The organism is Amycolatopsis sp. NPDC041971 (assembly GCF_055588925.1).
In genome coordinates this window covers 211,963-234,255 of sequence record NZ_JBVJCE010000016.1, presented here as the reverse complement: position 1 = coordinate 234,255, position 22,293 = coordinate 211,963, and the positions used below count along the sequence as shown (strand labels likewise).

The window sequence follows — 22,293 nt, the reverse complement described above, 5'->3', positions numbered from 1 at the left end:
TTCCTTTTCGCTGGAAAGGTGAACGTGAGGCCGCTCCTATTTGGTCTTCGGTCCCTCCCACCCGAAACGCGGGGCGATCGCCACCGCCCGTTCGAACTCCTCGGGACCCCACTGCGGAATCGGCTGGTTCGGCACGGCCGGTTCACCCGACTCCAGGAAGAATTTCTCGAACCCGGAAGGGGTGTAGGCGAAGATCGTATGAGCGACGTGCATGCCGACGTTCTTGAAACAGTGCGGAGTTCCGTGGGGGACGAAGACGTAATCCCCCGCCTTGCCGATGAACTTCTCGTCGTCGACCTGGAATTCCAGCTGGCCGGACAGCACGTAGAACGCTTCGTCCGACTCGGTGTGCACGTGCAGCGGCGGGCCGTTTCCCGGTGGGATCGAGGATTCCAGAACCGACAGCCGGCCGTTGGTCGCGTCGCCGCTGATCTTGACGGTGTAGACGTTGCCGTCGAACCAGATCGTTTCCCCCTCCCCTGCCGGGACAAGCGTCTGCTGCACGGGGGAATCATCCGCTCGCTGGCTCATGACACTCCTCGGTAAGAGGACCAGGGCAATTCCGGCAGATACAGCCGTACATCCGTCTGCTGCTCGTACGGCGTCCCCGCGGGAAGGTTGATCAATTCCATCTGCATCCCCCACGGCGTCACGAAGTACACCCAGCGGTCGCCGGCGATGGGACCGTCGGTGATGGTCTCCGGGTCACCGAGGACCTGGACGTCCGGCTGGGCACGCAAATACGCCGCGGCGGCGTCGACGTCCGTGACGTGGATGGCCAGATGGTGACCGCCCCAGTCACTGTTGCGGGGAATCTGCTTCCGCTGCTCCGGTGCGGTGTACTCGAAAAGCTCCAGGTTGGTCACGGGGCCCAGCCGCAACATCGCGACCCGGGCAGTGGCCCTGGCGTCCACGGCGAGCTTGCGGGTCATCCAGTCACCCTCGCTGTCCTTCACCGGCCCCTGGATATAAGCCGGCTCCGCGCCGATGACCTCGGTGAAGAACTCGACTGCCTGATCCAGGTCGGGCACCGTGTAGGCGACGTGGTGCACCCCGGTCGCCCCGGGGATGCCGCGGCGCGCGGTCACGCGACACCTTCCCTCGCCGGTGTGCCGGACACCTCGATCACCAGCCAGCTCAGGTTTTCCGTGCCCGGATTCACGAACCGGTGCACGGCTCCGGCCCGGGTGGCTACCAGGTAACCGGGGCACATCTCGTGCGTGACGTCGTCGACGTGCAGTTCGCCCGCGCCGGCGAGAACGAAGCAGAACCTGTCCGTACCGGTCTGCGCGTCCTTTTCTCTGCTGGCGCCCGGTGCCAGCGACGACCAGGTGATGACCTCCCAGGTGCGGCTCATCCCGTCCTGGCGGATCACCCGGTTCCCCTCGGCCTCGGACCCGTCGTTGACATCGGTGATGACCAGGTCCTCGTCCAGTTCGCGCAGGAGCTCGGCCGCGCGACCGAGCTCGGCGGCGGTCAGGTCGTGGAGGAAGCAGGCACCGCCGATGCCCACCGGGATCGGCATCCGTTGCAACCCGTCGCGGTGCCGCGTGGTTTCCCGCAACGCGGGTTCCAGCAGCCCGGGTTCTAGCAACGGGTGCCAGACGGGCAAGCGGAGCCTGCGCATCAGGCCGATGATCCGTTCGCGATCCTGCGTGGACACCAGGCCGCGTGCCTCGGCCAGCACCGTGGTGAGTGCCATGTCGACAGTGACGGCCTCACCGTGCAGAAGGGCGGGAAGGGCCCGCATCTCCAAGGTGGGGCTGAACGAGTGGCCGTAGTCCACCAGCCGCTCCAGCTCCTTCTCCCACAGGTTCGGTTCCAGCTCCTCCAGCATGCCGCCCACCGCGCGGCTGAAGACCTCCCTCGCCACGACGTCGCCGGTCTGTGTCTGGCCGGTGAGCCGTTCGGCGAGCAGTAGCTCGGCGTGTTCCTCCAACAGCCGGAACAACGTCGCGTCCTTGATCAGCGCGATCTTGAGGATCTCCGCGAGGCCGTTGCTGATGTGCCGGTCTTCCAGCGTGGCGAGAAAACCGCGGTCCAGCAACGCGACGGTCGGCGCGAAGTACGTGCCGACCCGGTTCTTGTGATCGCCGAAGTTCACCCCGGTCTTGATGCCGACTCCGGCGTCGACCAGCCCGATCAGGGAGGTGGGGACCCGGACGTAGGGGGTGCTGCGCCGGTACATGCCGGCGGCCAGGCCCACGATGTCCAGCAGGACTCCGCCACCGATGGCGATGATCGGCTCGTGCCTGCGGGAAATGCCGAACGAGTCGAGCCCCTTCACCACGGTGAACACCGACTCCATCGTCTTCGCCTCTTCCGAGGCCGACAGGACGCACAGGCGGTACTGACAGTTGTGGTGCTCCAAGTACTTGCGGAGGGCGTCGCCGTAGAGTTCGTGCACAGTCGCGTCGATCACGATGAATCGGCGGATCTGGTCGGTGCGAAGGGTGGTTCCCGCCTCCACCAACGCCGGGTTGGACGGATCGAGCACGCCGTCCGTCATCAGGACCTCATAGTCGACGGACTGTTCGGCCTGGACTCTCCACCGGCGGGCCGGGGCGGGTGTTCCCGTCAGCGCGGATTCGACCGCAGGTCTGTTCATTTCTTCGCGGCCACTTCGTTCACGGCCGACCGCACGGCATCGGCCACGGTCGCGATCTCATCCGACGGCGAGAACGGCTTGATGCCGAATCCGGAACCGATATAGGCGTCGTCGACCCCGACCGACACCGCGATCGACCGGCCGAGGATGTCATCGGTTCGGGGAAGCATGTTCGGCTCGTACCGCCGGTCGGTGGGATGGGCGGAACACGCGAAGGGGTGGTCCGACGCGGTGGGCGTCCGGCGCCCGAGTAGCTGGGGCATGTTCCCGTAATAGTGGCGACCCGAGTCGATGAGCGTGGACGAGCCGAGCAGGCCCGCCACCGCACGCGCCGTCTCGACGGACTCGAACTGCAGGACCAGGAAGGAGAAGCATTCCCCGTCCGGGTCGTTGACGCGTCGGCGCGTCACCCCCGGCAGGTCGCCGATCGCCTCCACGAGCGCCGTCTTCTGCTTGCGGAGTGTCCCCAAAATGTCGTCGATCTTGCGGAGCTGGCCGAGTGCCACGGCACCGCTGAGTTCGTGCATCCGCAGGTTCATCCCGAACAGCGAGTCGGCGTCGGCGATACCCTGACGCAGCGGCTTGAACCCGTGGTCGTGAAACGCGAACGCGCGTTCGTATGCCTTGTCGTCCGCGATCGTGAGCAGGCCGCCGTCGCCGCTGGTGATGATCTTAAACAGATTGAGCGAGAACGCCCCCGCGTCCCCGATGGTACCCAGCGCGCGGTTTCGGTACTGGCCGCCAGCGGCCTGGGCGGCGTCCTCGATCAGGAAAAGCCCGTGCTCATCGGCGATCCGCCGCAGTTCGTCCATCGCGGCAGGAGCGCCGAGCATGTGCACCGCGACAATGGCCTTCGTCGCGGGAGTGATCCGGCGCTTCACGTCCTCCGGGTCGAGAGTGAGGGACTCGTCGATCTCGGCCAGGACGGGAACGGCGCCCCGGTGGACGATCGCGGCGATAGAGGCGATGAAGGTGTAGCCGGGGACGATCACCTCGTCACCGGGACCGACGCCGAGTGCCACCAGCGCGGTGAGCAACGCGGACGTGCAACTGTTGACAGCGAGGCAGTGGGGGGTACCCGTGCGCTGCTCGAACTCGCGCTCCAAGGTGTAGACCATGGACGGTTCGGCCGATTCGTCGAATCGGTACCGGTTCAGCTGCCATGCGTCCAGCGCCCGATTGACCAGCGCTTTCTCTTCGTCACCGAGGAACAAGTATCCCGGGCCGCTCATGCGCGTGCCTTTCTGCCGAAGGTTGGTTTCCGGAGCGGAGAATTCCGTGCGCTGCCCGCAGCGCCATCGCCACGCTGGTCAGCGTCGGGTTGCTCGCGGTGCCCGTCGGGATGAGGCCGTTCCCGCCGAGGTAGAGGTTCTCGATCCCCCAGAGCCTGGAATCGGGATCGACCACGCTGGTGTCCGGGTCGGTTCCCATCCGGACGGTCCCCGCGATGTGCAACGGCAGGGTGGGAAGGATGAATCGCGGTTCGGATCCGGGCAGGTACGGCCCGAGCGCGGCGGCCGCCCGGCGCAGATCCGCCATCATCCGGTGCTGCCGCGTGCGATCGTCCTCGCTGAGCGAGAACTCGAAACCCACCTCCGGCATACCCCAGGCGTCCTTGGCGGTGTCGGAGAACCGCATCCGGTTCTCCTGCCTCGGATCGGCGAGCCCGAACCAACGCAGATCGACCACCAGCCGACTGTCGACCTCCGGATCGGTGACCATGTCGTCGTAGGGCAGATCGCGGTGGATCTGGCAGTGCCACGGGCGATCCCGCGATACCGGGATCCACACGTTCGGGTCGAGGTCGTCCGGCGGGATCGGCCTCGTGGCGCGCTTCACCAGGTCGTCCCCGAACAGGACCTGACAGAAGGCGACCGGCTGCTCGGTGAGGTAGCGGCCGAGCGACGGCGGGCGGATGCCGGAGGCGTGGAGCAACTGCGGGGTGAGCACGGCCCCGCAGGCGACGACATAGGTACTCGCCTCGACTTCGAGGGTCCGCCAGTTGGCGTGGTCGATGATTTCGGCGTATTCGATCCGCGAGCCGTCCGACGCCGGGACGAGCCGGGTGCACTGATGCTGTTCGTGCAGGCGGAACCCGTCGGTTTCGCCGTCCGCGAGCGGGCCGAGGATGGTGTCCACCCCCGTCCAGCGCACCAGCCGGGGGTTGTCCGTGCGGCGTTGTGCCGCCATCGGGAGTGGCTGGACGCCGTACGGGCCGGGCAGTTCCGCGTACTCGGTGGCGAGCGCGTCCAGCACGAGCCGATGGGAGATCGCGTCCTCGGTGAGGTCGGTGCGCGTGTTGAGCAGCGCCTCGGCGTCGCCGTAGAGTGCGTCCCATTCGGCGGCCGGGATGGCGTCCGACCGCTCGACGTCCGGGTGGTGCCGGGGAGTCACTCCCGTCCAGTGCGTGGCCATGCCACCCACCGCGTAGGTGGCGACGCCCGCGTCCAAACTGATCAGCCGGTCGGACCGGTCCGCGGCGGGGGCGAGACGCGACAACGGGTGCAAATGCCCGCGGATCAGCGTGCCGAACCGGTCGTGGCTGTGCTGGTAGGCGAGATGGTTCTTCAGGTGCTCGCCGGGGCGGCTGGACAACTGTGGCCCGGCGTCGACCATCATGACGTCGCGGCCGCCATCGACGAGTGTGCGCGCGAACGTGGCACCCACCGGGCCGGAACCCACGACGAGGACATCGACCTCGGTGCGTTCATGGTTCACCTGTTCCTCCTTTCTCGGGTCAGTCGGAAGGCGTGCGGGGCGGGAGCCGCCTGCTCACGGAAGCGGGCATCAGTGCCAGCACCAGCAGTTCCAGTGGGGAGCCCTCGGGAGCGCGCCACCGGCCACCCGTGGCATGGGAGAGGAGAACCAGCCGGCCTTCGTGGACGGGCAGCGGATCTTTCCCGTCCTCGAGGAACTCGCCGTTGCCCCGCAGGACGAACCACGCTTCCTCGATGTCGCCGCGGCCGCGTTCGTCGAGAACGGATCCGGGTGCGAGTCGGACGTAGTCGAAGGATTCGCACTCGCTGAACAACATCCCCCGGCGTCCGAGACACCGCCACGAAGCGTTGCCGGAGCCGCTGTCGAAGGTCTGGGTGAGACCGTCATGCGTGCTGGAAACGATCATTTCGCACCGCCCGCGCTCGCCGGGACGGCAAGACTCACCACAAAGAACTCCAGTCCGTCCGGGCCGCCCTCGATCGTGACCGCACCGAGGAAAGGCACCCCCACCGACACTCCGTCACGCAACGGAACGGTGGTGGATCTCGTCGTCGCGGTCCCGGTCCCGGCCAGGGTGTACAGCACGTGCTCCTGCTCCTTGGCCACCAAGGACTCGGTCCCGGCCGGATCGAGCCGCACCAGCCGAGCCCTGCGCAACGGTCCGGCGAGGTAGTCCAGCGCGTCGATGTCGCGGGCCTCGCGGAGGCCGATCACCTCGGCGCGGACACCGTCGGCCTCCCGCCGCGGTACACCGTCGGCCATTCCCGGGCCGGACACCTCGATGACCAGCCAGACCAGGTCATCGGCGCCGGTGTTGCGGATGCCGTGCCGGGTGCCGAGGCAGGTCGTGATCAGGTCACCGGCGGCGACCTCGTGGTCCGTGCCGTTGATCGTCATCACCCCGGAGCCGGCCACGACGTAATCGAACTGCTCGGTCCGGCTGTGCAGGTGCACGCCGCTGGCCGCGCCCGGCGGCAGCGTGGAGCGTTCCACCGCCTCCCACGGCCCGAACAGATTGTTCCGCCTGGCGAGACACTTCCACCGGGCGACCCGTTCGCCGCCGTGCATCTCGTAGACCTCGGACGGTTCGTCCAGGGTGGTGACCACCAGCCGGTCACTCATGCCCGTCTCCGACCAGCAGCCACGGTGCCGTCGGGATCCGGGCAGGCAGCCTGGCGGTCACCGCGACGGGCAGCAACGCGAACGAGAGCAGTTCGAGCTGACCATGGGAATCGTTGCGCACCGACCCGCCAGTCCCGTCGGACGAGAACAGCAGATCCCCGGTACGCAGGGGAAGGGACCGGTCCGCACCGTCGACGAACTGTCCCTGTCCACTGAGGACGAACCAGACCGCTTCGACGCCCGCGCGGCCCCGCCCGTCCCGCACGGCGCCCGGCGGCAGCCGGAGGTAGTCGATGGCCTCACATTCGCTGTGCAGCATGCCGCGACGTGCCAGACAGCGCCAGGCGCTGTCGTCCGTTGCCGAGCTCAGACCTTCGGCATGGGTGACGATCACTGGGCCGCCCCAGCGGCCTGCGGTGTGGCGAGACTGGCGATGAACAGCTCGAGCCCGTCGCCACCCGCTTCCACGGTGACCTTGCTGCCCAGCGGCAGGGTGAGTGCCACTCCGGAGCGCAGCGGGACGGTCGCCGATCCGGAGATCGCGTGCCCGTCACCCCGCACGGTGAACAGGGTGTGTTCCTGGTCCTCGGCGATCAGCGTCTCCTGCTGACCGGGTTGGAGCTGCGGCAGGCGAATGCGCCCGAGCGGGCCGCTGAGAAAGTTCCCGGCGTCGATCTCCCGCACTTCACGAAGATTGATCACTACGGCGTTGCTCATCGTTGTCCCCCCATGTCGATCTGTTTCTGATGAGTGGAATAGACGGCCGCCATCGGCGGTCCCACCACTTCGATGACCAGCCACTCCAACCGGTCATCGCCCGCGTTCCGCAGGCCGTGCCGGGTACCGAGGCCGTTCAGGATCAGGTCACCACCCTTGACCGGGTGTTCGTGACCGTCAAGGAGCATGACCCCGGTACCGGAGATGATGAAGTACAGCTCCTCAGTGCGGGTATGGATGTGGGCACCACTGATCCCGCCCGGCGGAAGCGCGGCCCATTCGATCGCCTCCCACGCCCCGAACAGGTTGTCGCGCCGGGCGAAGCATTTCCATTCGGACGCGCCATCCGTGCCGTGAACGCCGTAGACCACCGAGATCTCGTCGGTATTCGCGATCACCACGTGTTCGGCCATACCTCTCCTTCGAATCATCGAGCTGTCGAAATGCACGAGCCGGCCACCTGTATTCAGAGCGGACACCGTCACTCGACGAAACAGATGATAAGATCCAAATTTGATCAGCAGGCAAGATAAGTTGGAATGCCAGTGACACCGAGACTAGGTCAACGGCTAGCGAATGTCTATAAGAGACGACCGGAACCAGTTTATGTCATCAGTCGATGACAACTCAGGGCGACGACGCAGTGGCGGTTCGACGGTCGCAGGGTCACCAATGAAGGAACAGGAAGCTCGACGACTATTGTTTTTCGGCTCGCGAGAACTCAAGATCAAATGTCACCGGATGATCAATTGTCGCGAACTGCCCGCGCCGGATAAGCGGCCGCGGAACGTTTTCCAGGAAGGCAACCGCCCGATTCACTCAAGGTCGGGACTGTCCCGCCGGCGGGACAGTCATGGTCACGCGCGCCCCTGCCCGCCTTACTGCGATTCCGCGCTCAGCACGTCCTCGGCGGCGCGATCCAGGGCGAGTACCATCCAGTTCTCGAGATGGTTGTCCATCCGCTGCGCGGCCGCACGCCAGCGTTCGACGCGTTCCCGCGCCACGGAGACGCGAGGTATCAACAACGTCGAGGTCGCGTCGGCCCGCTTGTCCTGCCGTTGACCGCGCAACTGCCGCCGCAGTTCGTTGCGTGACCAACGCCCCGCTTCGGCGAGATCCAGCCACTTGTCCTGGTTCGCGCCGTCCAGGGCGGCGACCTCGGCGTGATGCTGGAAGCTCAGCAGTTCACGACGCCGCTCCAACGCGGAGCGCCGGGCGACCCAGGCGTAGTTCCGCAGCGTCTGGTAGTCGAGACCGGCGGTCTCGACAGCCAGGACGTAGCGGTCCGGGTAGTTCTCCTGACCGCAGACCAACCAGTCGCCAAGACACCAGGCCGATGAGCTGACGATGCCCGACAGTTGCGTCCCGGCGCGTTCCCAACAGCCATAAGTGAGGTTCGCCGGAAAATGCAGCCCGAGGCGGGAGATCAATATCCGGTCATTGCGGACCTGTGAACTGTTCGGCGATGTCGCTGCCCGCAGGATACTTCTTTCTGCTCGCGGCGGCACATTTCCCCCCGGAAGTGCTCAGAATTGTTCAACCGGTGAACTTGTGGTGAAACCCCAAAGCCTGGTCGTCGATCAAGCGGCCTGCACGCCAGGAAAACAGTCATAGTTAAGTCCGTCACACAACGAGGAGATCCACTTTGACTTTGACGCATGGCAGATTACCTCCCCAGTACGCGCATATTGCTGACTCTACCACAGGCGCCGAGGAGAATGGGCCACACATCGCGACGGGGAAAACTGGCGACGACTGAATCCTCGCTTCGACAGCTGCTTGCCGGGCTTATTCCGTCGACACCTCGAGGCCAGACCTCTGATTCGCCATCGCGGGGACCGTTAACCACTCTCCGGCTCACCTATCGGCCGAATGACCAGATTCTGGGACAGAGACACGTCGGCACAAAAAAGCAGAACAGCTTTGCCGGAATTTCCCGGGCCGGCCGGGCCGAAAGTAGGAACAGGCGATCCGGCGTTGACAATTCCCGGCCCGCATGCCGAGCACAAGGTCGGCCATGCCCCATCCTGCCCTGAGGGAGGCATGGCGGCGGGAACACAGCCGGTCGTGTTCCCGCCACCCCCGCTTGGTTCGGCTCCAGAGGGTCAGGTCAGAGTTGCTTCAGCATTCCGCCGTCGAGTATCAGGTCCGAGCCGTTCATATTGGGCACCCGGCCGGAAGCCAGCAGCGCCACCAGCACGGCCATCTCTGCCGGTTCGGTGAACTGCCCGGTGCTCATCCCGGTCATCGCGGGTACCTGCGCGAGGAACTCCTCGTGGTCGATCCCCGCGCTCTTGGCCAGTCCGGCCGCCATCCCGTCGGCCGCCGTCCAGACCGCGGTTCGCGTCGGCCCGGGCGAAATCGTGTTCACCCGGACACCTGCCTCGCCCACCTCGTCCGCGAGCGACTTGCCGAAACTGGCCAATGCGGCCTTGGCGGCGGAGTAGTCGATCAGCCGGGGCAGCGGCAGCCGGGAGTTGACCGAACCGATGTTGATGACGGTCCCCCGGCGTTCGAGCAGGCTCGGCAGGGCCGCGCGGGTGGTGCGCACCGCGCTGAAAAAGTTCAGTTCGAACGCGTACTGCCAGTCGTCGTCACTGATCGCCTGAAATCCGTCGGTGCGAGCGGGCGAGGCGCCGACGTTGTTGACCAAGATGTCGATGCCGCCCAGCTCGGCGAGCGCCCAGTCCACCAGTTCCGTCGCCTGCGCCGGCACGGTCAGGTCCACCTGCCGGGTCAACGATGTCGCTTCGAGCAAGGGTTCACTGGCCGTACGAGCACAGGCGGCGACCTGCACTCCCTCCGCGGCCAACGCTTGAACGATCGCGAGGCCAATGCCTCTGCTGGCGCCGGTGACCAGCGCCGTCTTGCCGTCCAGCTTGAGTTCCATCCTGCTCCATTCCCTTGAATACGCCTGTAATCGGACACGATATGGTTGAAACTTCGATCGTGTCGACTCCTACTTTCTGTCAAGTGCACGAAAACAGGAGATCGCCGCACTCCTTCGGAAGTTCCCGCCGCCTCTGATCTCCTGGTTTCGTGAACTGTGACAGCAGAGGTTGGTGAACGCCGAATCTTCGAGCCCGGATCCGGCGTCCGTGCCCACGGTATGCGCTCCACCGCCACCTCTCGCACCGGGTCGCCGCGGACACCACCCAGTGAGAAATTCGGCCCCGTGCAGCGGGTGTCCGCGGCGGCCGTGCTCAGCGGGCGCGGGCCACGCCGAGCAGGCCCCAGGCGGTGCGGAATTCACAGTCAAGGGACCTGAAACCTGCTGAATTCCCACTCTGACCAGATGTGAGGTGCCCATGGCAGGCGCACTCCAGAGCTGCTATTCTCGAGAAAGGGGCGGTGTCATCTACTGAATTTTCCGGCCGTATGACTATTCAGGCAGGTTCGCGGCTGCCCATTATTCTTGCGCCGAGTGCCAGGGGATCGCACCCGCCGAAGCAGTGCGACAGTCATTGAGCTGCGGGCAGCGACGAATACGGCCGTTCGCAGCAATGGAGGGTTACCAGGACATGAACCGTGTCGCAACGGTCAGCATCTCGCTGACCGCGTTGTTCCTCATTCCCTTCACCTTCAGCGCGACGTCCGTAGCACTCACCCGGATCACCGAGGATCTGCACACCACCTTCGCCACCACGCAATGGGTCGTCAACGGGTACAGCGCGACCCTCGCCGGCTTCATGCTGGTGACCGGTTCTCTCTCGGACCGGTACGGCCGCCGCAGGTTGTTCCTCGCGGGCGTCGCTTTGTTTTCGGTATGCACGCTAGTGAGCGCGGTGGCCCCCGACATCGTGGTGCTCGACCTGGCCCGTGTCGTGGCCGGGATCGGCGCGGCGGCCACGGTGACCGGCGCCAGCGCGGTACTCGGACAGGCCTTCACCGGCGCGGAGCGGACCAAGATCTTCGGCCTGTTCGGCGCGACCCTCGGGCTGGGTCTCGCTTTCGGGCTCACTCTGGCCGGGCTGCTGATCGAGTCGTTCGGCTGGCGCAGCGCGTTCTGGCTTCCCGGCGTGATCGGCCTGATCACGTTGGCGTTCTTCAGGTTCATCCCCGAATCGCGCAAAACCGCGGCGGCTCGGATGGATTGGAAGGGCCCGGCGGCGTTCACCTTCGCGCTGATGCTGCTGATCCTGGTGCTCGTGGAGGGGCCGGAGCTGGGCTGGACGTCCCCACTCGTGCTGATCGCGCTGGTGGGTTCGGTGGCCTTGTTCCTGCTGTTCGCCGGGATCGAACGGCGAGCCGCCGATCCCATGCTGGATCTGCGGCTGCTGACCTCCCCCAGATTCCTCGGGCTGTGCGCCGCCATCGTCGCCATCGTCTCGGTGTTCGCCTCGATGGTGGTGTATCTGCCCTCGTACTTCATGGCGACGCAAGCCGTATCGGTGGCCCAGGCAGGTGCTCTCGTCGTCCTGCTGACCGGGCCGATGCTGGTGGTGCCGATCCTGTGCGGGATGGCCACCCGCTGGGTGAACCCGTTGACCCAGGTGATCGTGTCCTTGGTGCTGATCAGCGCGGGCGCGGCCTGGTTCGCCGCCACCGACGGGTACGTGGGGCCGTTGCTGCTGATGGGCGTCGGGATCGCCATCGCGTTCGGCCTGCTGGACGGCCTGGCCGTCGGCAGTGTGCCCGCCGAACAGGCGGGGATGGCCGCGGGTCTGTTCAACACCACCAAGCTGACCGGGGAAACCCTCGCCGTCACCGTGGTCGGCTCGATGCTGGCCGCTCGGACCTCCGGAGCCCTTGCCGGTGCGGAGTACCCGGCAGCCATGGACCTCGCGCTGTGGGTGCTCGGCGCCCTGTGCCTTGGCGTGGCACTGCTCGTCGCGGTGCTGTTCCGGACTTCGGAACCGGAGCCGGAGACGCGGCGGCGACGGGCGTCGGTATCTTGACGGCGGGCCGGAACCTCCTGAGGCGACCGGGAAGTCAGCCGAAGTTTGCCAGCGCGTGCGCCAGTTCCGCCGGTATCCCGGCAGGTAGGACCTGCGCTACGACGACGGCGTCTACCGGCTCACCCAGCGCCGCCACCTGGTCAACCACGGCACCGAGCCGATCACCCGCTACCTGATCCGCATCTCCGTCGACCGCTACCCGGGCGACCCCGAACGCTCCAACCAGCTCTACTCCGAAAACCCGCTGACCTGGGACGAGATCGACCTGCACGCCTGGCATGGCCGCGGCCGCGCCAACCCGATGGACTGGACCGCCCACCACGACCGCGACGCCTTCAAAGAAGTGTGGCTCCTTTTCTCTGGCACGCACGGACACTTTCCCCTGTATCCCGGGGAATCCTGCTGGATCGAATACGAATACACCGTCAGCGAAGAACACTGGGCAACTGGTTCCAACGCGCGGTGCGCCTGCCCACCCGCACCCTGTCGGTGTGTTTGGACTTCCCCGCCGAACTCGCCGCCTCGGTCTGGGGCCTCCACGCCTCGATGACCGCACAGGCAATGCCGTTCTCCACCGCGATCGGCCGCGACGACACCGGCGACCGACACATCTTCTCCTGGTCCTGCGAAGACCCGCCCCTGCACGCCCGCTACAGGCTCGAATGGGACTTCCGCGGCCGCGCACACCGACGGCCCGCCGCTCAAACCGAGCGAAGTCATGGCATCCCTCGGCATCGTCCAGGACACCGACCCCGCGCTACGCCGCACCGCCCGCCGCTTCGACCTCCCGGCCGAGGCCGAGGACGCCCGCGGCGTGGTCACCGCGCTGAACTCCGCGTGCGAACGAGTCGCCCAAGCCCACACCTTCGGCAAAGGCATGGGCATCGCCGCCCCGCAGATCGGCATCGACCGCGCCGCAGCCATCGTCCGCACCCCGGACGGCGAAGCGATCACCCTGTTCAACCCCACCATCATCGAAACAGGCGGCGACACCGACGAACAATACGAGGGATGCCTGTCCTTCTTCGACGTCCGCGGCCAAGTCCCACGCTCGCACGTGATCCACGTCGAGCACACCACCATCGACGGGACCACGAAAGTCACCGTGTTCGGGCGCGGTGTCGCCCGCCTGGTCGCCCACGAAAACGACCACTCCACGGCACCCTCTACACCGACCACATGCGAAACGGGATTGACCCAATCCCCGTCGAGCAATACCGCGGCACCGGCGCCACCTGGAAGTACTGACGCCCCGCCTGACAATTCCGGACAGGACCACGGGCGACGCTATCGATCAACAACGCCGTGCATAGCCACCGCCAGGCACAATCTCGGACGCGCCACTCCTCCCAAGAGCAGCAACCGCATTTCAAGCAGTTCCTGACCGAGCGAGAGCAGTACCTGGACAGCCACAGGGTCGAGTTCCCCGCGCCTAGCTGCGGCGAAGGCTTACACACCGACGGCTGACAACGATCGAAAGGTCGGCGGACGAATTCGCCGTCAGCTAGTGCACGGGGCCCTGCGGTCAGCAGGGGACTCGATTGACAATTGGGTCGACGAGCTTGACCGACCCCCGGTCAGTATCCGGGTACGAAGAGGTTTCGGCCAACGATGCTCGGCACGGTGTACATGCGTCAACGGGAACCCGGTGACATCTTCGACTTCTTCGCCACCACCGGCTGCGCCCGAATCGGGATCAACGTGGAAGCGGCTGAAGCCACCCACCATCACGGAACCACGCCCGTCCTGGCTCAGGCACGTCAGTTCTGGCGCGAGGCGATCGCCTGGAGCCGTGACCATCCCGACATCGAGATCCGGGAAGTCGAGCACCTACCGAAGCTGCGATGTGCAGCCGAAGCCGCCGGCCACGTCAGCACACGAATCATGAAAGCCGTCGAAGCCCTCAACTTCGTGGTCGACACCGGCATCTACCTCGTCGACAGCCTGCGGGCAACCCTGGAAGGCGGTTTCGAGGGCTACCTGACCTACCGCTACCCGTCCCCACCCCCGCCCGGCAACGGCGGGACGGGTCCGGACGGCAGCATCGTTGGTGAAGGGCGAACCGTGGACGTCCTCTGGCGACTCCGGGGCGGCACTGAAGGCAACCAGCGCGGCCAGGCATATCTGGTCTTGCCCGACAAGATAGCCATGAGCAGCCTCGACCCGCAGGTAATCACCTGCCTCAACCGCCGCTACGTCCTGCACGACTTCGCCACCACAATTCCATGGGGGCAAGAATCAGCCTACCCAGCCACCTGTGACGACATACACCCAGAAATCAACCTACCCAGCAACGCACGCAACTGGATCCTAAGAATGTCTAACGGGCAGGCGTTCTTCGTCAACGCCAACGGGCACCTGGAGAACATTGTCAACGGTGGCCAGTACATCGCCTGCGCACAGCGGTATTACGTCCTCGACGACTACCCCGCCGCACTGGTCGTCCGGTTCGGTGACCGAACTAGCGCACCACCAGCAACCTGCGGTTAGTCAGCGAACCAGCGCATCGAAACCGTGGCCACCGCTCAAACGCAGCGGTGGCCACGGCCACGTATGCAGCACAGCAGTGTGAGGATTCCCGCCGCTGCCAGCTCAGCGTGTACGACCGCGCGCAGGCCGTCGCTCATGGATTTCGACGCGGCCTGATTCACGGAAGGGGCGCCGCGGGGACAGCACGATGCCGATCGCGTTGCGTCGTTCAATAACGCCTCCCGTACCCGAACCCGGGCGTATTAAAGGCGACGTGCTCGTGTTCGCGAAGCTGGCGTAAATGTCAGCATCGGCGTACGGGGCCCTGGCGGATAATGATGCCGTCACCATGATCGAGACCATCGTGGTTACCGGCACCGGGTGTGCCCACGAGGATGTCGTTGCCGCCTTGCCGGGGACCACGTGTCGGAAGCCCGGGCTGCCGGTGAAGGTGTCGTAGCCACCGTCGTTGATCGTGTCGCTGCCGGGCTTCCAGACGCTACCGCACCAGCCTGGGGCAGCAGCGCATATGGCGTACGCCCCGAAGTCGGCACACGCGACTTCGACGATTTATAACACTTCAACAGTGCTCAACGGTATTACGTAACAAGATACCTGACATAGTCGAGTTCATCAGGGAGGGCAAGCAGTTCACTCGCTCGACAACGATCGAGATTTAGAAAGTGTATCCGCTGCCTCCGACAATCGGCGAGCACGTCTACGGGACATCGCCGCACACCAGGTTCGGTACCCCAGATGTGGCGAGGGTGCGTTCTTCCCCGGCAACCGAATCGACTCGGCCCGGAATTGCAGAGAGGAACAACGACCCATCATGCCTGCCCCCGGCCGCCAATCCGTAATTCCCACACTGAACGATCGCCGTCGTCGGCGAGGAGCGGTCCTCGCTCTGATCGTGGCCCTCGAACTCGGTTCCCCGGCAGCCGCGAACGGCGTGACGGGGACCGCCGGGTTCGACCGAATCACGGTGACGGTGTCCATCGACGGCACCACCGGGATCTGGACACCCGCGCAAGCCTCGATCACCACACCAACGACAACGGGTTCCACGACCGCATCCCCTGAACCATCTGCGGGTCTGCCGGGCACTCCGACCGGACCTGAGACGACGCTTGCCACACCTACGCGGTCCGATACCGCGCCCGTCGACGAGCCGCCCAACCCAAGCGAAACAGCCTCACCGACCCGGCCCTGACACCTCGGGCCACCTGCACCGACCGGTACACCCTGCCCACCCATTCCGTGGCCACCGGCCACAATTCCATCCACCAGAAGGAAGATCACCATGCGCATCACCAAGAAAGCCAAGCCCGTCATCGTCCTCGCCATCACCGGCACGGTCCTCGGCCTCAGTGGCTTCGCGATCGCCTCGTTCGTCCAGGACAGCACCGCGGGCGGCGTGGCCGGCTCGGCCGAGGCGATGTCCCCCGCCACCGTGACCGGCGCGCAAACCGGTGTCCTGCTGCCCGGGGAAAAGGGATACGTCACCTTGACGCTGTCCAACCCGAACGCCAACGTGAAGATCAAACTGGTGTCGGTCACCGCGGGCCAGGTCGTGATCGACACCGTCGCGAACGAGACCGACAAGCCCTACTGCCAAGGCCAACTCGAACTCTCCACCACAGGCGCGGACCCACTACAGCCAACCTTGGCCGTGAGCGAAGCCAACTTCCCCTACAAGCTCACCGACGCGGTGACACTCAAGCCCGACACCGACATCCGCTGCCAGGCCATGACCTACCACACCACCTGGGTCACCCAGTTCCAGGCCGTCCGCTAAGCCCCAGCGCGACAATCACGAAGCCGATGGGCTCGTGATTGTCGCGCGGACCTGCACCCACTGGCCTCCGGCCACCCGGCCGGGAGGTTCCGGCTCCAGACAAGGAGAAAGTCCATGACCGACACCAGGAGAGCCACCCCGGGTAGTTGCCATCACCGCCGTGGGTCTCAACGCTGCCATGCTCGCCGCGTTCGTGAGCTTCACATAACCATCGCGACGGAAAAACGGCAGGTCAGCGAACCAAGGTCGAGGCGTGGCACGGTACTGGCAACCCTCCGCGATTGTGCCTGAATCGGTACCCGCGACATCCCAGCTGTGCGTGGAGTGAACCAGATAGGCCAATCGGGTGTACGTTACGACGATGTGTAAACGAATTGAGCCGCAGGTCGACCTATTTGGACGTCTGAAGTGACGCAGCGTGGTGCGTAGTGGACCGCGTATCCCGAAAATGATTCCTTGAGGTGACGCCCACAGTGAGCAGCCACATCTAGCCGGACCACGATGCGCCGCACCTGCGGCATTTCCGCGAGCTTGCGCAGCAGTGGCAAATTTCCCGGTTCTTCGAACCGTCCACGCGTTCCGCTACCGCCCCCGGCACGCGCGCAGATCCCGCCCATGGCCGATCGTGACCACGATACTGGTGCTCGCGGTCGTGCTCGTGCCGATCGACCCGGCCACCGGATCGATGGCGGCCGCGACCGCCGGCGGGATGATGATGGTGATCCGTCATGTTCGTCGGCTTCTGCGCCAAGCGGACTCCAGGATCGAGACCATCTTCGCCGATGAACTCGACACCCGCCCTCACCAAGGGGTGGTTCCGACAAGGAGGGAGACCTGAACATGAGCTATCAGGAGTGCATGTTGTGAGAAGACGCTTATTTCGTAGTGGTGACAACCAAACTCTGGGCAGTCCCACACGGCGCGCTCCGGCCAGCGTTGCAGTGACGGTGTTCGATTTGGACAGTCGTGCACTGAAGTGGGTCAACTGTCCGGAAAGAGCGAGGCGTCTCAGTCAGACCGCGGTCATTGGTGTGGGATGGGTATGCCCGCGGCGCGCAGTTTGGCTTCGACGAGCGTGTTCAGGCGTGCCCAGGTCGCCTGGTCTTCGAGGTGGTGGTTGATCAGCCCGTATCGCGTGGCGTCATCGGGCCGGGGCCGGTAGTCCGTCGGCGGGGCCAGGTACTCGGGGTGGGCGAGCAGGTGGTCCGCCAGCGCGGACGCCAGCTCCTCGATCCGGGGGTCGTCCGGATCCCAGGACCGCGCGTCCCAGCCACACTTGGTCAGGTCGACGAACTCGCGATCGTCGAGCCGCTGTTCGAGCTGGGTCAAGTAGATGTCGAAGAGTTCCGGCGCCAGTACCCTCGCGAGCACCAGGGCTTCTCGTTGGCTGGCGACGTAGTCGGGATCGAAGCCGAGCTCGGTGAGCCGGTTCAGGATCGTACGGGCTCGGTCGGGTAGGAGGAGCCGGTCGCCGTCGGCGAGCTGTCGCAGTGTGTCGCGCCGGGCGATCAAGTCGGCGATCCGCTCGGTGAGGCGCCGTTCGACATCGACGAGTCCGGCGGTGAACTGCTCGGCGTCGGCGTCGACCAGGGGTCTGACTTCGGCCAGTGGTACGCCGGCGGCGGCCAGGGTTCGGACCTGGACCAGCCGCAGCAGGTCGGCCGATCCGTACCGCCGGTAGCCGGAGCTGTCGCGTCGTGGTTCGTCGAGCAGCCCGTGCTGGTGGTAGTGCCGCACGGTCTTCACCGTTATCCCGGCGAATGCCGCCGCCTGACCGATCGTGACGCCACCGGTCGACGGGACCGAGGTGGTCGAGGGAGCCATGCGACAAGTGTGCGGCCTGACCCGAGGTCAAGGTCAACCCCGTCCTCCCGCCGCACGGCCACCTCGAAGGTGTACGGGTCCTCAGCGCGCGGCCCGCTCCCCGCAGAACACCTCGGTGAGGAGCTTGTCCAGCGCCTTGGGGAACGCCGTCACCAGGTCGACTTCGGCGTCTCCGCCGGTTATCGAAGCGGTCAGGGTCTTACTGCCGTCGGGAGTGCTGTACATCAGCGCCCCGTAGCCGATGGTGTTGCCATTGTGAAGGAAAAGGGTGCCGCCGCAGGTCGGGTTTGCGTCCTGTACGTGCACCCCGAGGCCGTAGCCGCTCTTCGGGTGCGGCGTGCGCATCTCGGCCAGCAGCGAGGCTGGCAACAGCTTGCCGCTCATCAGCTCGGAGAAGAACGTGTGCAGATCCTGGGTGGTCGAGATCATGTCACCGGCGCCGAAAATCAGGGACAGGTTCTGGCGAGTGACGTCGACCGTCTTCCACTGGCCGGCATCCTGAAAGTGGTAGTAGCCGTGGGCGTGCGGGCCGGGAATTTCCGCCCGGGCGCCCGGCACCACCGTGCCGGACAGGCCCAGCGGCCCCACGATCCGCCGCTCCATCTCCTCGGCGTAGGAGTGGTCCGGTGCGAACTTCTCGATCAGCAGTGCAGCCAGGGTGTAGTTGGTGTTGGAGTAGTTCCAGTCCTTCCCCGGCGTGAACAGGGGCCCCTTGGACAACGCGAACCGCACCAGGTCCTCCGGCTGGTAGGTGCGGAACCGGTTGTCCACCCATTCCTGGCCCGTCGAGGGAAGCCCCGGCATGGCCTTTCCGGCGTAGTAGTCGCCGGTGTAATTGAACAACCCGCTGGTGTGCTGCAGCAGCATCCGCACCGTGATCCCCCGGTCCAGCTTGAACTGCGGCAGGTAGCCATCCACGGGGGCGTCCAGTTCGATCTTGCCTTCGGCAACCAGTTGCAGCACCACGGTCGCGACGAAGGTCTTGGTGTTGCTCCCGATCCGGAACAGACCGTCCGTCCGCGGCTTCGCCGGCTTGCCCAGCTTGCGTACCCCGGCGCTGCCCGACCACTCGCCCCGCTGATCATGCACACGCAGCTGCATCCCGGCGAAACCCATATCGACGAACGCCTGCATGGCTTTCTGCAAGTCCGGGCGTCCCCGCTCGGCAGCCGCTTCCAGGCCCTTCGGGGCGGCCATCCCGGGCGCGACCGCCCCGATCATCAGCGCGACAGCCAGCGCCGTGACCGCCACTCGCCGCAAGACCCGCGGCATTCGCGCCCTCTTCTGAAACCCTCCGACCGGCGAAGCCAGCCGAGCCGTGGAAGTGATGTTGTTCCTCATGTGGCCAGGCTTCAGCCTGACCCAGGGGCGGGGTCAAGTCCTTCCGTCGCACGACGGCCCTTGCTTGGGTCTGTCAAACGAGCGGTGTCTCTCGGACGCATTCGGAGTCGGGCCTGCGGATCTTCGCCTGGTGTCAGGAGCGTGAACTTGTGCCGCTGGCAGCGGGGCGGGCACAGATCGAGCTGTACGTGCGGTGGATGCAGGAAGTCCGGCGGTTCAAGCCCTCCACGGTGTCGCACCGGATGTCGGTCGTCACTGGCTTCTACCGCACCTGTGTCATCGACACCGTGCTCGAGCATTCGCCAGCTGAGTTTGTGCGGCGTCCAATCGTGCCTAGCGAATCGCCGAAGGCCACATCTGCGTTCTCGCCAATGGCCGGTGTCGAATTCGGGCAAGCCCTCTTTTACCTATGCGAATCATGGCGATTTCTTGGTCAGCTAACCACGGACCAGCCGTCCGGCAGCAGGAAGTATGGCGACCTGGTGCTGAGGCTGGCCGTGTCGGCGTACCTGGCGTGGTCCTGCGATGTCGGATGCGGAGCACGGGCACCGTGTCCTGCGGTGCTCGAGCCCGCGCTGGTTTCGCTTCCGGCGGCTACGGCGGCGGTTCGCGTACATGGCCTCTGATACCCCTTTGCCGGGGAGCGCGCGTATGCGGGGCAGACTTGCATCGCGCTCACCGATCGAATTCTGTTTCCACGAGTCGTCTGAAGGCGCCGAGCAGGTTGCCCCAGTCGCCGTTGAGGTTGGCGGTGAGGCGGTGCTTGCCGTCCTTGGCGCCAAGGGAGAGGGTCCAGGTACCGGTGATGGCTCCACCGTTGCCCCACACGTCGGTGCCCCTGGGTATTCTCTCGGTGTAGATGCCCAGGCCGTAGCGGGTGTTCGGGAGCCAGCCGGCGCCCTCGGTTGATGTGGTCGTCAGCAGTTCCCGCTGCTGCGCGGGTGGGAGGAGCTGGCCGCCGAACAGGAGGCTGAAGAAGCGGTTGAGGTCACTGAGCGAGGAGACCAGGCCACCGGCGGTCCAGGCTCTGGACGGGTGCACCTGCAGCGAGAGTCGTTCGGGGGTGCCCGAGACCAGGCGGTGGACCTGGGACGCGGACAGGTCGATGCCCCGTTCCTGCAACAGCGGAACCAGCTCGGTGGCGGTGAAGATCCCTCGGCCGGCCATGACCACCCGCAGCCGCCAGGCGTAGCCGACTTTTCGCTTCACGACAGCACTTCCGGACCGGCCAGGGCCGCGGCGACCACGCCGTCGAGGTGGCGGCGCAGGGTGCGTTTGCGGAAGTCCGAGCCGACACAGGTGTAGATCGAGGTGGTGGACGCGTGCTCGTGACCGACCTGCTCCTGGATTATCTCGAGTTGGTCGGCGCGACAAGCTGTTGACCTGTATGTTCATGTCGCGGTAATTGTCCGTGACGTAGCGGATGAGAGCATCGGAGGGCCTTTCAGCGGGGGCCGATCGTTACCGACCTAGGATTGTTTGTCGATGTCACGTGATTCCCGACGGTCTGCGTGGACTTCCGGGGTTCGGGCACCGTCCGTGCAGGGTGGGCGTTGCGGGCAGACGACGTTGCCTCGTCGTTGCTGCGAGGGGCGTCCCGGGCGTGGGCCGTTCGTCGGTAGGCGGAGGCTGCGGAAGTTATTCGAAGGCACGCGCGGTGTCGTCTTCGGTAGGTTCTGAGGATGCGGCAATTCGCGGATATCGAAGACCTGTCGGGGCTTGTGCGTGACGCGCTGGGAGCGGGATGCCGCGTAGTCACGGTGGACCGGTTGCGCGGGGGGAGCAAGAAGGGGGTGTACCGGGTCCGCCTTGATGGAACCCGCACAGCCAGCGTGATCGTCTACAGCTGGGCCGAAGCCGAGAACTTCTGGCCAAGCGCGCAAGAGGCCGACCCGGCTGATCCGTTCGCGCCCGCCTCCGGCCTGGTCGCGTTCTTGGCCGCGCAGCGTAGCTTGGACGGACTCGGGGTACGGGTTCCGCGGATACACCTGGCGGATGACAGCCGGCGCCGTTATCCGGCGGACGTCGCCGTGGTCGAGGACGTCTCCGGCGGTACGCTCGAAGCACTCTTCGCAACCGATCCCACGCGCGCCGCGAAAGCCCTGGGCGACCTTGCCGAGATGCTTGAGGTGATGCATCGACACCAGGGCCAGCACTACGGCAGGGTAGACCTGCTGGAGCGGGGCGGATCCGTTTCCGAGGTCTCGTGCGAGCGACGAGTTCTCGACCGCGCCCTGCGGGACCTTGAGGAGGCGGCGGGGCGCGACGGGCGCATCGCGGCAGCTGGCGCCGCATTGCGCCACCGTCTGCGGGAACTGGCCGATCGGGTGAGCCCTCGCACGGAATACGGGTTGATCCACGGAGAACTCGGACCCGACCACGTCCTGGTCGATGCCGACGGGCACCCCGTCCTGATCGACATCGAGGGCTTGATGTACTTCGACGTCGAGTGGGAGCACGTCTTCCTCCAGCTCCGCTTCGGCGAGCAGTACACCGCGCTGGCGCGGCCTAATCTCGACCCGCAACGGCTCGCCCTTTACATGCTCGCGATGCGTCTGTCGCTGGTGGCCGGTCCACTGCGTGTCCTCGACCGCGACTTCCCTGATCGAGCGTTCATGCAGGAGATCGCGAAACACAACGCGAACGAGGCACTGGCGCTCCTGCCACTGGTGTAGCCCTGGGAGCCAAGCCGTCATCCAGGCCCAGTTCGCGGCGGTAGGTTGCGGTGGCTGGCCACCGGCCCGGTGGAGGCCTCGCCCGCCGCGGTGAAGGCCGAGGTCACGAAGCTGACGTTCCTA

Annotated in this window: 23 protein-coding genes; 7 read left to right on the top strand and 16 right to left on the bottom strand. The window is 65.8% G+C overall.

Annotated elements, in window-relative coordinates; genetic code table 11:
• Nucleotides 1–36: 36 nt before the first annotated feature.
• From ACZ6DT_RS29070 to ACZ6DT_RS29015, 12 genes are all read right to left on the bottom strand, one after another.
• Nucleotides 37–531 carry a quercetin 2,3-dioxygenase gene (locus tag ACZ6DT_RS29070; RefSeq protein ID WP_465601118.1) on the bottom strand — a complete coding sequence of 165 codons (495 nt, stop codon included), beginning with the start codon at nucleotides 529–531 and terminating at the stop codon, nucleotides 37–39.
• Nucleotides 528–1,088, bottom strand: a complete 561-nt coding sequence (locus tag ACZ6DT_RS29065) for a VOC family protein (protein WP_465601116.1) — start codon at nucleotides 1,086–1,088, stop codon at nucleotides 528–530. Before ACZ6DT_RS29065 ends, ACZ6DT_RS29070 begins: the two co-directional genes overlap by 4 nt.
• On the bottom strand, nucleotides 1,085–2,608 hold the full coding sequence (locus tag ACZ6DT_RS29060; RefSeq protein ID WP_465601113.1) for an iron-containing alcohol dehydrogenase: 1,524 nt from the start codon (nucleotides 2,606–2,608) through the stop codon (nucleotides 1,085–1,087). Before ACZ6DT_RS29060 ends, ACZ6DT_RS29065 begins: the two co-directional genes overlap by 4 nt.
• Nucleotides 2,605–3,840, bottom strand: coding sequence for a DegT/DnrJ/EryC1/StrS family aminotransferase (locus tag ACZ6DT_RS29055; protein ID WP_465601109.1), 1,236 nt, complete (start codon nucleotides 3,838–3,840; stop codon nucleotides 2,605–2,607). The genes ACZ6DT_RS29060 and ACZ6DT_RS29055 overlap by 4 nt, the downstream gene beginning before the upstream one ends.
• Entirely contained in the window at nucleotides 3,809–5,326 is a 1,518-nt protein-coding gene (locus ACZ6DT_RS29050) for a GMC oxidoreductase (protein WP_465601107.1), read from the bottom strand. Before ACZ6DT_RS29050 ends, ACZ6DT_RS29055 begins: the two co-directional genes overlap by 32 nt.
• A 19-nt stretch (nucleotides 5,327–5,345) precedes the next feature.
• On the bottom strand, nucleotides 5,346–5,732 hold the full coding sequence (locus tag ACZ6DT_RS29045; RefSeq protein WP_465601104.1) for a cupin domain-containing protein: 387 nt from the start codon (nucleotides 5,730–5,732) through the stop codon (nucleotides 5,346–5,348).
• A complete protein-coding gene (locus tag ACZ6DT_RS29040; RefSeq protein ID WP_465601102.1) occupies nucleotides 5,729–6,448 on the bottom strand; it encodes a cupin domain-containing protein in 720 nt (239 codons plus the stop codon). The genes ACZ6DT_RS29045 and ACZ6DT_RS29040 overlap by 4 nt, the downstream gene beginning before the upstream one ends.
• The gene (locus ACZ6DT_RS29035; protein ID WP_465601099.1) at nucleotides 6,441–6,842 is read right to left on the bottom strand and encodes a cupin domain-containing protein; all 402 of its coding nucleotides are present in this window, start codon (nucleotides 6,840–6,842) and stop codon (nucleotides 6,441–6,443) included. Before ACZ6DT_RS29035 ends, ACZ6DT_RS29040 begins: the two co-directional genes overlap by 8 nt.
• Nucleotides 6,839–7,165 carry a hypothetical protein gene (locus ACZ6DT_RS29030; protein WP_465601097.1) on the bottom strand — a complete coding sequence of 109 codons (327 nt, stop codon included), beginning with the start codon at nucleotides 7,163–7,165 and terminating at the stop codon, nucleotides 6,839–6,841. The genes ACZ6DT_RS29035 and ACZ6DT_RS29030 overlap by 4 nt, the downstream gene beginning before the upstream one ends.
• Nucleotides 7,162–7,650: a cupin domain-containing protein gene (locus ACZ6DT_RS29025; protein WP_465601094.1), complete on the bottom strand. Its 489-nt coding sequence runs from the start codon at nucleotides 7,648–7,650 to the stop codon at nucleotides 7,162–7,164. Before ACZ6DT_RS29025 ends, ACZ6DT_RS29030 begins: the two co-directional genes overlap by 4 nt.
• A gap of 393 nt (nucleotides 7,651–8,043) precedes the next feature.
• Nucleotides 8,044–8,595, bottom strand: a complete 552-nt coding sequence (locus ACZ6DT_RS29020; protein ID WP_465601092.1) for an LmbU family transcriptional regulator — start codon at nucleotides 8,593–8,595, stop codon at nucleotides 8,044–8,046.
• Between the two features lie 680 nt (nucleotides 8,596–9,275).
• On the bottom strand, nucleotides 9,276–10,055 hold the full coding sequence (locus ACZ6DT_RS29015; RefSeq protein ID WP_465601090.1) for an SDR family NAD(P)-dependent oxidoreductase: 780 nt from the start codon (nucleotides 10,053–10,055) through the stop codon (nucleotides 9,276–9,278).
• Between the two features lie 631 nt (nucleotides 10,056–10,686).
• Between ACZ6DT_RS29015 and ACZ6DT_RS29010 the strand changes: the two genes are divergently transcribed.
• Nucleotides 10,687–12,063, top strand: a complete 1,377-nt coding sequence (locus ACZ6DT_RS29010) for an MFS transporter (protein ID WP_465601087.1) — start codon at nucleotides 10,687–10,689, stop codon at nucleotides 12,061–12,063.
• A 34-nt stretch (nucleotides 12,064–12,097) separates the two neighbouring features.
• Here ACZ6DT_RS29010 and ACZ6DT_RS29005 read toward each other — a convergent pair whose 3' ends face one another.
• On the bottom strand, nucleotides 12,098–12,502 hold the full coding sequence (locus tag ACZ6DT_RS29005; protein ID WP_465601084.1) for a hypothetical protein: 405 nt from the start codon (nucleotides 12,500–12,502) through the stop codon (nucleotides 12,098–12,100).
• A 279-nt stretch (nucleotides 12,503–12,781) separates the two neighbouring features.
• On the opposite strand from ACZ6DT_RS29005, the gene ACZ6DT_RS29000 reads away from it, so the two are divergent.
• From ACZ6DT_RS29000 to ACZ6DT_RS28985, 4 genes are all read left to right on the top strand, one after another.
• On the top strand, nucleotides 12,782–13,447 hold the full coding sequence (locus tag ACZ6DT_RS29000; RefSeq protein ID WP_465601081.1) for a peptide deformylase: 666 nt from the start codon (nucleotides 12,782–12,784) through the stop codon (nucleotides 13,445–13,447).
• A gap of 227 nt (nucleotides 13,448–13,674) precedes the next feature.
• On the top strand, nucleotides 13,675–14,553 hold the full coding sequence (locus ACZ6DT_RS28995) for a hypothetical protein (protein ID WP_465601078.1): 879 nt from the start codon (nucleotides 13,675–13,677) through the stop codon (nucleotides 14,551–14,553).
• A 1,282-nt stretch (nucleotides 14,554–15,835) separates the two neighbouring features.
• Nucleotides 15,836–16,330 carry a hypothetical protein gene (locus ACZ6DT_RS28990; RefSeq protein WP_465601075.1) on the top strand — a complete coding sequence of 165 codons (495 nt, stop codon included), beginning with the start codon at nucleotides 15,836–15,838 and terminating at the stop codon, nucleotides 16,328–16,330.
• A gap of 625 nt (nucleotides 16,331–16,955) precedes the next feature.
• Nucleotides 16,956–17,168: a hypothetical protein gene (locus ACZ6DT_RS28985; RefSeq protein ID WP_465601072.1), complete on the top strand. Its 213-nt coding sequence runs from the start codon at nucleotides 16,956–16,958 to the stop codon at nucleotides 17,166–17,168.
• A 185-nt stretch (nucleotides 17,169–17,353) separates the two neighbouring features.
• Here the strand turns inward: ACZ6DT_RS28985 and ACZ6DT_RS28980 are convergent, their stop codons facing one another.
• Both ACZ6DT_RS28980 and ACZ6DT_RS28975 read right to left on the bottom strand, forming a co-directional pair.
• On the bottom strand, nucleotides 17,354–18,154 hold the full coding sequence (locus tag ACZ6DT_RS28980) for a MerR family transcriptional regulator (protein ID WP_465601069.1): 801 nt from the start codon (nucleotides 18,152–18,154) through the stop codon (nucleotides 17,354–17,356).
• A gap of 81 nt (nucleotides 18,155–18,235) precedes the next feature.
• Nucleotides 18,236–19,495: a serine hydrolase domain-containing protein gene (locus ACZ6DT_RS28975; protein WP_465601066.1), complete on the bottom strand. Its 1,260-nt coding sequence runs from the start codon at nucleotides 19,493–19,495 to the stop codon at nucleotides 18,236–18,238.
• A gap of 149 nt (nucleotides 19,496–19,644) precedes the next feature.
• Here ACZ6DT_RS28975 and ACZ6DT_RS28970 point away from each other — a divergent pair, with 149 nt between their 5' ends.
• Nucleotides 19,645–20,121 carry a hypothetical protein gene (locus tag ACZ6DT_RS28970; protein ID WP_465601064.1) on the top strand — a complete coding sequence of 159 codons (477 nt, stop codon included), beginning with the start codon at nucleotides 19,645–19,647 and terminating at the stop codon, nucleotides 20,119–20,121.
• A 49-nt stretch (nucleotides 20,122–20,170) separates the two neighbouring features.
• Here the strand turns inward: ACZ6DT_RS28970 and ACZ6DT_RS28965 are convergent, their stop codons facing one another.
• Complete coding sequence (locus ACZ6DT_RS28965; RefSeq protein ID WP_465601061.1) at nucleotides 20,171–20,704, bottom strand: helix-turn-helix domain-containing protein; 534 nt, start codon at nucleotides 20,702–20,704, stop codon at nucleotides 20,171–20,173.
• A gap of 473 nt (nucleotides 20,705–21,177) precedes the next feature.
• Between ACZ6DT_RS28965 and ACZ6DT_RS28960 the strand changes: the two genes are divergently transcribed.
• Nucleotides 21,178–22,170 carry a phosphotransferase family protein gene (locus tag ACZ6DT_RS28960; RefSeq protein WP_465601058.1) on the top strand — a complete coding sequence of 331 codons (993 nt, stop codon included), beginning with the start codon at nucleotides 21,178–21,180 and terminating at the stop codon, nucleotides 22,168–22,170.
• Nucleotides 22,171–22,293: the final 123 nt, after the last annotated feature.